This is a genomic window from Citrobacter sp. S55_ASV_140 (genome assembly GCF_018919505.1).
Lineage (GTDB): Bacteria > Pseudomonadota > Gammaproteobacteria > Enterobacterales > Enterobacteriaceae > Citrobacter > Citrobacter werkmanii.
Map to the genome: position 1 here is coordinate 1 of NZ_JAHLQZ010000152.1, position 10,242 is coordinate 10,242.

General features: G+C 52.3%; 9 protein-coding genes. 7 read left to right on the forward strand and 2 right to left on the reverse strand.

The genetic code is table 11. The features are described from left to right. From kup to rbsR, 7 genes are all read left to right on the forward strand, one after another. A partial coding sequence (kup, locus tag KQJ18_RS18065; protein ID WP_216422431.1) for a low affinity potassium transporter Kup occupies window positions 1-1,854 on the forward strand: 1,854 nt, incomplete at its 5' end. Between the two features lie 192 nt (window positions 1,855-2,046). Then, complete coding sequence (rbsD, locus tag KQJ18_RS18070) at window positions 2,047-2,466, forward strand: D-ribose pyranase (RefSeq protein ID WP_038635798.1); 420 nt, start codon at window positions 2,047-2,049, stop codon at window positions 2,464-2,466. Between the two features lie 7 nt (window positions 2,467-2,473). Next, window positions 2,474-3,979 carry a ribose ABC transporter ATP-binding protein RbsA gene (gene rbsA / locus KQJ18_RS18075; RefSeq protein WP_016157825.1) on the forward strand — a complete coding sequence of 502 codons (1,506 nt, stop codon included), beginning with the start codon at window positions 2,474-2,476 and terminating at the stop codon, window positions 3,977-3,979. A 5-nt stretch (window positions 3,980-3,984) separates the two neighbouring features. Next, window positions 3,985-4,950, forward strand: coding sequence for a ribose ABC transporter permease (rbsC, locus tag KQJ18_RS18080; RefSeq protein ID WP_003023762.1), 966 nt, complete (start codon window positions 3,985-3,987; stop codon window positions 4,948-4,950). Window positions 4,951-4,974: 24 nt separating this feature from the next. Next, a complete protein-coding gene (rbsB, locus tag KQJ18_RS18085) occupies window positions 4,975-5,865 on the forward strand; it encodes a ribose ABC transporter substrate-binding protein RbsB (RefSeq protein ID WP_006687780.1) in 891 nt (296 codons plus the stop codon). Window positions 5,866-6,005: 140 nt separating this feature from the next. Continuing rightward, window positions 6,006-6,935, forward strand: a complete 930-nt coding sequence (rbsK, locus tag KQJ18_RS18090) for a ribokinase (protein ID WP_204527792.1) — start codon at window positions 6,006-6,008, stop codon at window positions 6,933-6,935. A gap of 3 nt (window positions 6,936-6,938) precedes the next feature. Then, window positions 6,939-7,931 carry a ribose operon transcriptional repressor RbsR gene (gene rbsR, locus KQJ18_RS18095; RefSeq protein ID WP_087857265.1) on the forward strand — a complete coding sequence of 331 codons (993 nt, stop codon included), beginning with the start codon at window positions 6,939-6,941 and terminating at the stop codon, window positions 7,929-7,931. Here the strand turns inward: rbsR and mdtD are convergent. Then, window positions 7,897-9,324 carry a multidrug transporter subunit MdtD gene (gene mdtD, locus KQJ18_RS18100; RefSeq protein ID WP_038635809.1) on the reverse strand — a complete coding sequence of 476 codons (1,428 nt, stop codon included), beginning with the start codon at window positions 9,322-9,324 and terminating at the stop codon, window positions 7,897-7,899. The genes rbsR and mdtD overlap by 35 nt on opposite strands. Window position 9,325: 1 nt before the next feature. After that, window positions 9,326-10,030, reverse strand: coding sequence for a FadR/GntR family transcriptional regulator (locus KQJ18_RS18105; RefSeq protein WP_038635812.1), 705 nt, complete (start codon window positions 10,028-10,030; stop codon window positions 9,326-9,328). Window positions 10,031-10,242 lie beyond the last annotated feature (212 nt).

Below are 10,242 nucleotides of genomic sequence, written 5' to 3' on the forward strand. Positions count from 1 at the left end.
AAACAATCATTGTCTGCGATTACCCTTGCGGCCATTGGGGTTGTCTACGGTGATATTGGTACCAGCCCACTTTATACGCTTCGTGAATGTTTGTCTGGCCAGTTTGGTTTTGGCGTTGAACGTGATGCTGTGTTTGGTTTTCTCTCGCTGATTTTCTGGCTGCTGATCTTTGTTGTCTCCATTAAATATCTGACGTTTGTCATGCGTGCGGATAACGCCGGGGAAGGTGGGATCCTGACGTTGATGTCATTGGCCGGGCGCAATACCTCGGCGCGAACAACCTCGATGCTGGTCATCATGGGGTTGATTGGCGGCAGCTTCTTCTATGGTGAAGTGGTGATTACGCCAGCCATTTCAGTGATGTCGGCGATTGAAGGTCTGGAGATTGTTGCACCGCAGCTGGATACCTGGATTGTTCCGCTCTCGATTATCGTGCTGACCCTGCTGTTTATGATTCAAAAACACGGTACCGGCATGGTTGGTAAACTGTTTGCGCCGATTATGCTGCTGTGGTTCCTGACGCTCGCGGTATTAGGCGTGCGCAGTATTATTGGTAACCCGGAGGTACTGCAGGCGCTAAATCCTTACTGGGCGGTGCATTTCTTCCTCGAATTCAAAACGTTGTCCTTTATTGCGCTGGGCGCTGTAGTGCTGTCGATTACCGGTGTTGAAGCGCTGTATGCGGATATGGGGCACTTCGGTAAGTTGCCGATTAGACTGGCATGGTTCTCGGTGGTATTGCCTTCGCTGGTGCTGAACTATTTTGGTCAGGGGGCGCTGCTGTTAAAGCATCCTGAAGCGATCAAAAACCCGTTTTTCCTGCTGGCGCCGGACTGGGCATTGATACCACTCCTGATCCTTGCCGCGCTGGCAACGGTTATCGCTTCGCAGGCGGTAATTTCCGGTGTCTTCTCGCTGACGCGTCAGGCCGTGCGTCTGGGGTATTTGTCGCCGATGCGGATCATTCATACTTCGGAAATGGAATCGGGTCAGATCTACATTCCTTTCGTTAACTGGATGCTCTATTTTGCGGTGGTTATCGTGATTGTGAGCTTTGAACACTCCAGTAATCTGGCCGCGGCGTACGGGATTGCGGTAACGGGGACAATGGTACTGACATCTATTCTGTCTACCACCGTGGCGCGCAAAAACTGGCACTGGAATAAATACTTCGTCTTCCTGATTCTGGCGGCGTTCTTGTGCGTCGATGTTCCGTTGTTCTCCGCGAACCTCGATAAACTGATTTCCGGCGGTTGGCTGCCTCTGACGCTGGGTCTGGTGATGTTCACCATCATGACTACGTGGAAAAGCGAGCGTTTCCGTCTGCTGCGTCGCATGCATGAGCACGGCAACTCTCTGGAGGCGATGATTGCCTCTCTGGAGAAATCCCCACCGGTACGCGTGCCGGGAACGGCGGTATATATGTCGCGTGCGCTGAACGTCATCCCGTTTGCGCTTCTGCATAACCTCAAGCATAACAAGGTGCTGCATGAACGCGTGATTCTGCTGACGCTGCGTACGGAAGATGCGCCATACGTGCACAACGTGCGTAGGGTGCAGATTGAGCAGTTATCGCCCACCTTCTGGCGCGTAGTGGCTAGCTACGGCTGGCGTGAAACGCCGAACGTTGAGGAAGTGTTCCATCGCTGCGGTCTGGAAGGCTTAAGCTGTCGGATGATGGAAACCTCCTTCTTTATGTCGCACGAGTCGCTGATTGTCGGCAAACGGCCATGGTATTTGCGTCTGCGCGGCAAGCTATATCTGCTGCTACAGCGCAATGCGCTGCGCGCGCCGGACCAGTTTGAAATCCCACCAAACCGGGTTATTGAACTCGGTACTCAGGTAGAGATTTAAGGCAATCGACGCCCTCTTTCATCGCGAAAGGGGGCGTTTTGTTTTGTCCCTCCCAGTTTTCATTTCATCAAATGATAATCCTTGCGAAACGTTTCGATGGCGATCACATTTTCGTAACGTCGCGGTGGTTTTCTGTCCATTCTTCGCACTACACTTATCTTCAGCGAAACGTTTCGCTAGTGGGGAAAGAAAATGAAGAAAGGCACGGTACTCAACTCTGAAATTTCAACGGTGATCTCCCGTCTGGGACATACCGATACGCTGGTGGTGTGTGATGCAGGTTTACCCATCCCGAACAGCACAACGCGTATTGATATGGCATTAACCCAGGGCGTACCTTCTTTTATGCAGGTACTGGATGTGGTTACACGTGAAATGCAGGTCGAGGCGGCCATTCTCGCGACGGAAATTAAACAACATAATCCGCAACTCCACGAAACGTTGCTCAGCCACATTGAGCAACTGCAACAACACCAGGGAAACACCATAGAAATTCGTTACACCACGCATGAACAATTCAAAAAACAAACCGCAGACAGTCAGGCGGTAATTCGCAGCGGAGAGTGTTCTCCGTATGCGAATATCATTCTCTGTGCTGGCGTCACGTTCTGAGGCCATCATGAACGCATTACTGCAACTCAAAGGGATCGATAAAGCGTTCCCGGGCGTAAAAGCTCTATCCGGCGCTGCGCTGAATGTCTATCCAGGCCGCGTAATGGCGCTGGTGGGCGAAAACGGCGCGGGCAAATCCACCATGATGAAAGTGCTGACCGGGATCTACACCCGTGATGCTGGCTCTTTATTGTGGCTGGGGAAAGAGACCACCTTTAATGGCCCGAAATCCTCTCAGGAAGCCGGAATCGGTATCATCCACCAGGAATTGAACCTGATCCCGCAACTCACTATCGCTGAGAACATTTTTCTTGGCCGTGAGTTTGTGAATCGCTTTGGCAAAATTGACTGGAAGAAGATGTACGCCGAAGCCGATCTGCTGCTCGCCAAACTCAATCTGCGCTTTAAAAGCGACAGGCTGGTCGGTGAGTTGTCGATTGGCGATCAGCAAATGGTCGAAATTGCTAAAGTGCTGAGCTTTGAATCGAAGGTCATCATTATGGATGAGCCGACGGATGCGCTCACCGATACCGAAACCGAATCCCTGTTCCGCGTTATCCGCGAGCTGAAATCGCAGGGGCGCGGCATTGTCTATATCTCCCACCGTATGAAAGAGATCTTCGAAATCTGTGATGACGTGACCGTCTTCCGTGACGGGCAGTTTATTGCCGAGCGTGAAGTCGCAACGCTGACCGAAGACTCACTGATTGAAATGATGGTGGGACGTAAGCTGGAAGATCAGTACCCGCGTCTGGAAAAAGCGCCGGGCGATATTCGCCTGAAGGTCGATAATCTGTGTGGCCCAGGGGTAAACGATGTTTCGTTCACGCTGCGTAAAGGCGAGATCCTTGGCGTATCGGGGCTGATGGGCGCCGGACGTACCGAGCTGATGAAAGTGTTGTATGGCGCATTGCCGCGCACCAGCGGCTACGTCACGCTTGATGGGCATGAAGTTGTCACCCGTTCGCCACAGGATGGCCTTGCAAACGGCATCGTCTATATTTCTGAAGACCGTAAACGTGATGGCTTAGTGCTGGGCATGTCGGTGAAAGAGAACATGTCACTGACCGCGCTGCGCTATTTCAGCCGCGCCGGTGGAAGCCTGAAGCATAAAGATGAGCAGCAAGCGGTAGGTGATTTTATTCGTCTGTTCAATGTTAAAACGCCATCGATGGAACAGGCTATCGGCCTGCTCTCGGGCGGTAACCAGCAGAAAGTGGCCATTGCGCGCGGTCTGATGACCCGACCAAAAGTCCTGATCCTCGATGAACCAACACGCGGCGTCGACGTTGGGGCTAAGAAAGAAATTTATCAGCTTATCAACCAGTTTAAGGCCGATGGGCTGAGTATCATTCTGGTCTCCTCTGAGATGCCAGAAGTATTGGGCATGAGCGATCGTATTATCGTTATGCATGAAGGGCATCTCGGCGGTGAATTCACTCGCGAGCAGGCCACTCAGGAAGTATTAATGGCTGCCGCTGTGGGCAAGCTTAATCGCGTGAATCAGGAGTAAAAAAGATGACTACCCAGGCTGTTTCTGGTCGCCGTTATTTCACTAAAGCATGGCTTCTGGAGCAAAAGTCGCTCATCGCTCTGTTAGTGCTGATCGCGATTGTTTCCACCATGAGCCCCAACTTTTTTACCGTTAATAATCTGTTCAACATTCTCCAGCAAACGTCGGTAAACGCCATCATGGCCGTCGGCATGACGTTGGTCATCCTGACGTCGGGTATCGATCTGTCCGTCGGTTCCTTGCTGGCGCTTACCGGTGCGGTGGCAGCGTCCATTGTCGGTATTGAAGTCAATGCGCTGGTGGCCGTTGCCGCTGCTTTGGCGCTCGGCGCTGCTATTGGCGCAGTAACCGGGGTCATTGTCGCGAAAGGCCGCGTACAGGCGTTTATCGCCACGTTGGTGATGATGCTGCTGCTGCGCGGTGTGACCATGGTGTACACCAACGGCAGTCCGGTAAATACCGGGTTTACTGACAATGCCGATCTGTTTGGTTGGTTTGGTATTGGTCGTCCGTTAGGCGTGCCTACGCCTGTGTGGATCATGGGGATTGTCTTCCTGGCGGCGTGGTACATGCTGCACCATACGCGTCTGGGGCGTTATATCTATGCGCTGGGCGGTAACGAAGCGGCAACGCGTCTGTCCGGTATCAGCGTGAGTAAAATCAAAATTATCGTTTACTCCCTGTGCGGTCTGCTGGCATCGCTGGCGGGTATCATTGAAGTGGCTCGTCTCTCCTCTGCGCAGCCGACGGCAGGTACTGGCTATGAGCTGGATGCTATCGCTGCGGTGGTGTTAGGCGGTACCAGCCTGGCGGGCGGTAAAGGACGTATTGTTGGGACGCTGATCGGCGCATTAATTCTTGGTTTCCTCAATAATGGTTTGAATTTGTTAGGTGTATCCTCCTATTACCAGATGATCGTCAAAGCGGTGGTGATTTTGCTGGCGGTACTGGTAGACAACAAAAAGCAGTAACAACGATTACAGGACATCTTAAATATGAACATGAAAAAACTGGCTACCCTGGTTTCTGCTGTTGCGCTGAGCGCCACCGTGAGCGCGAATGCGATGGCGAAAGATACCATTGCGCTGGTGGTCTCCACCCTCAATAACCCGTTCTTTGTGTCTCTGAAGGATGGCGCGCAAAAAGAGGCGGATAAGCTGGGCTATAACCTGGTGATTCTGGATTCACAGAACAACCCGGCAAAAGAGCTGGCTAACGTTCAGGACTTAACGGTTCGTGGAACTAAAATACTGCTGATTAACCCGACTGACTCTGACGCCGTTGGTAACGCTGTGAAGATGGCTAACCAGGCGAAGATCCCGGTTATTACCCTGGATCGTCAGGCGACAAAAGGTGATGTGGTCAGCCACATTGCGTCTGATAACGTGCTGGGCGGTAAAATTGCGGGTGATTACATCGCGAAGAAAGCAGGTGAAGGCGCGAAAGTTATCGAACTGCAGGGGATTGCCGGTACTTCAGCGGCACGTGAGCGTGGTGAAGGTTTCCAGCAAGCCGTTGCGGCACACAAATTTAACGTACTGGCCAGCCAGCCGGCAGACTTCGACCGCACTAAGGGTCTGAACGTCATGCAGAACCTGCTGACTGCACATCCTGACGTGCAGGCCGTATTTGCCCAGAACGATGAAATGGCGCTGGGTGCGCTGCGCGCACTGCAAACCGCGGGTAAATCTGATGTGATGGTGGTTGGATTTGACGGCACGCCAGATGGCGAAAAAGCAGTAAATGATGGCAAACTGGCTGCGACCATTGCTCAGTTGCCGGATCAGATCGGCGCGAAAGGCGTGGAAACTGCGGATAAGGTTCTGAAAGGCGAGAAGGTTCAGGCTAAATATCCGGTTGATCTGAAGCTGGTCATCAAGCAGTAACACCGATTCAGGTCGCTCGCGGCCTGATGGAGACATAAATACGCCATCCCAGGGCCTGGTTCTGAAGATGAAAGCGTAAAAAGAAAAGCAGGGCACGCGCCACCCTAACCCGGTGGCGCACTTTACTGGACACTCCGAACATGAAAACCGCAGGCAACCTCGTTGTTCTTGGCAGCATCAATGCCGATCACATCCTCAACCTTAAATCTTTCCCAACGCCTGGTGAAACCGTAACCGGTAGCCATTATCAGGTCGCATTTGGCGGAAAGGGCGCTAATCAGGCTGTTGCTGCGGGTCGTAGTGGCGCGAACATCGCGTTTATTGCCTGTACGGGTGACGACGATATTGGCGAAAGTGTGCGTAAACAGTTGGCCAAAGATAATATCGATATTGCGCCGATCAGCGTCATTTCGGGGGAATCGACCGGCGTGGCACTGATTTTTGTGAATGGTGATGGCGAGAACGTTATTGGCATTCACGCCGGAGCGAACGCAGCCCTTTCTCCTGCACTGGTGGAAGCGCAGCGCGACCGCATTGCGCATGCCTCCGCCTTACTGATGCAGTTAGAGTCGCCGATCGAAAGCGTGCTGGCTGCGGCAAAAATTGCGCAGCAAAATAAGACCACGGTCGTCCTTAACCCGGCTCCGGCGCGTGAACTTTCTGACGAACTGCTGGCGCTGGTGGATATTATTACCCCGAATGAAACCGAGGCTGAGAAGCTGACGGGGATCCGGGTTGAAAACGATGAAGATGCGGCCAAAGCGGCGCAGGCATTACACGCGAAAGGGATCCATACTGTATTGATTACTTTAGGTAGTCGCGGAGTGTGGGCCAGCGTGAATGGTGAGGGCCACCGAGTGCCTGGTTTTAAAGTGGACGCCGTTGATACCATCGCTGCCGGGGATACTTTTAACGGCGCGTTAATTACAGCGTTACTGGAAGAGACACCGCTGCCTGAAGCGATCCGTTTTGCCCATGCAGCTGCGGCGATTGCGGTCACCCGTAAAGGTGCACAGCCTTCCGTTCCATGGCGCGAAGAAATAGAAGCGTTTTTAAGTCAACAGAGGTAACGCTTGGCTACAATGAAGGACGTCGCCCGCCTGGCGGGTGTTTCTACGTCGACGGTTTCTCACGTCATTAATAAAGATCGCTTTGTCAGTGAGTCTGTCACTGACAAAGTTGAAGCGGCAATTAAAGAGCTTAACTATGCGCCCTCCGCACTGGCGCGCAGTCTCAAGCTAAACCAGACCCGCACCATTGGCATGTTAATCACTGCCAGTACCAATCCTTTTTATTCCGAGCTGGTTCGTGGCGTTGAACGTAGCTGTTTTGAACGCGGTTACAGCCTGGTGTTATGCAATACCGAAGGCGATGAACAGCGAATGAACCGCAATCTGGAAACGCTGATGCAAAAACGGGTGGATGGCTTGCTGCTGCTCTGCACCGAAACGCACCAGCCTTCCAGAGAGATAATGCAACGCTATCCTTCTATTCCTACCGTAATGATGGACTGGTCGCCCTTTGATGGCGAAAGCGATTTGATTCAGGATAACTCTCTGTTAGGCGGGGACTTAGCCACTCAGCATCTTATCGATAAAGGTTTTACGCGCATAGCCTGTATTACCGGGCCGCTGGATAAAACACCGGCGCGTTTACGTCTGGAAGGATATCGGGCGGCCATGAAGCGAGCGGGCTTGCCGGTCCCGGAAGGTTACGAGATCACCGGTGACTTTGAGTTCGGCGGTGGTTTTGAAGCTATGCAAACGTTGTTGTCACATAAACAGCGACCGCAGGCCGTTTTCACCGGGAACGACGCAATGGCCGTCGGAGCGTATCAGGCATTGTATCAGTCAGGATTGCGCATTCCGCAGGATATGGCGGTGGTGGGTTATGATGATATCGAACTGGCACGCTATATGACGCCGCCGCTGACGACCATCCATCAACCCAAAGATGAATTGGGCGAGCTGGCCATCGATGTGTTAATCCACCGGATGGCGCAGCCCGCATTGCAGCAACAACGCCTGCAACTTACTCCTGTTTTGATGGCGCGGGGGTCGGTTTAGGCTTGTGCCGATCTTTGATCAGGTTACGTCCGTCTTTGGCTTTTAGCAGCATAAACATCAGCGCAGAGACAATAGTGATCGCGCCCATGGTTATAAAGGTGTAATGGAACTGTTCAACCGTATTAGTACCTTCCATACCTTCATAGATACGCAGGACGGCTGCGCTGATAGCGACCCCTAAACTGATCGACAGTTGCTGCGTAACGGCCAGCACGCTGTTACCGCTGCTGGCGTTCTCATCGGTCAGGTCCGCCAGAGTGATGGTATTCATTGAGGTAAACTGGGTGGACATCGCCATACCTAAAATAAACAACGGTAGGATCAGCATCCAGACCGGCATAGCAGGGGATTGCAAAGCGAATTGCGCAATCATCAGGCCGATAAACACCGTAACACCCACCAGTGTCGTTCTGTAGCCAAGTCGGCGTAGCACCTGCGTCACCATTGATTTTGCCAGTATTGATCCCAGCGCCGTTGGCGCCATCATGCAACCCGCAATTAACGCCGGATATCCAAAGCCTACCTGTAGCATCAGCGGCATTAAGAACGGCACACATCCTGTACCCAGACGCGTGGCAAGGTTTCCAGCGATCCCAACGGAAAAGGTTCTGGTCTTAAATATGGGAAGCGATATCAGCGGCGTTGGGTGACGACGCGCGTGACGAATGTAGGCAAGTAGCAACAGAATACTGGTCACAATAATGCTGAGTGCGACCCAGGTAGCGACAAGCTTCTCACCAAACAGCTCAACACCACTGGAAAACAACACCAGGCTCAGGCCAAAGAGGAAGAAACCTGTCATATCAAAGCCGCGGCGCGGCGTGGTGAAGTTCGGCATATATTTGCGTGCATAGAAGATACCCGCCACGCCTATGGGAATATTAATCAGGAAAATCCAGTGCCAACTGGCCCACGTGACCAGAACCCCGCCCAATACCGGACCTAAAATAGGGCCCACAAGCCCAGGCATGGTCACGAAGTTAAGCACAGGGAGTAATTCGCTGCGCGGGTAAGCTCGCAATAAAGCCAGACGGGCAACAGGCATCATCATCGCGCCGCCGATGCCCTGGATGACGCGGAAAACTACCAGTTCACTTAAGGAACTGGATAGCGCACAAGCCAGCGAGCCCAGCGTAAACAGGCTTACGGCAATCATAAAGACGCGTCGGGTACCGAACCTGTCTGCCAGCCATCCACTCACCGGGATCAGCATGGCGACCGTCAGGGTATAACTGATAATAGCCGACTGCATGGCGAGTGGAGAGCGGTTAAGGCTGTGCGCTATTGCGGGTAAAGCGGTATTGAGGATAGTGGCGTCTAATGCCTGCATAAAAAAGGCCATGGCTGCTATCCATGGCAGCCCGGCCATACTGCGAGATTTCTTTTCTGACATATTATTTATCCGGTAGCACGTTCGGTGCTATCAGCAATGCCTGACAGGCGGTGAAGGCGCGATCGCCATCGCTATCCTCTATTGCATCGACAATAGCCTGGTGCAAATCCAGCTTCACCACATCGTTATAGGTAATAGAGGTAAAGTAGGTCTGGTAGACGGAATGGAACAGTGATGCAAAGGAGATAAGGAACGGATTCGCACTCATTTCATAGATGTGCTCATGCCAGGCGATATCAACTTCTATCCAACGCTCGCGCCGGAAATTTCTTTTCAGCTCGACCATCTCTTCCATCAGTGTATTGAGATGCGCTTTTTGTTCTGCCGTACCGATAGTCGCCGCCAGTAAACAGGCCTGAGGCTCCAGACTGATGCGCATCACCAGAAAATGTTTTATGACCTGAGGGAAATTATCTTCCGTCATCCACCAGGTAAGCAGCTCCTGGTCGAGGAAGTTCCAGTTTGCCTGAGGCATGACGCGAGTGCCAATACGCGGGCGCGGTAATACCATACCTTTTGCCGTTAACGTTTTTACCGCTTCTCTTACTGCGGTACGACTCACGCCAAACTGATCGCCCAGCTCTATTTCACCGGGCAGGATAGCTCCCGGCGCATATTCACCTTTTAAGATTCGCTGAGCTAACTTTTCGGCCAGAACGTAGGACAGATTCTTCTGTGCGGCTAGCTGTTGGGCATTTAAAGGCATGAATGTTATTCCTTACTCTTTCTCTTATTCATTAGTATGCCACCAGGTAGTGTGATTGCGGCTGCAAAAACGGCAAATTGCTTATTTTATGGCATGTTAATGGTTGTTTTGGTGAAAAAATGTGCATTCGGAAAGTTATTTTGAATTTCCCCTTGTCAGCCTGAAATAACTCCCTATAATGCGCCTCCACTGACACGGAACAACGGATTACA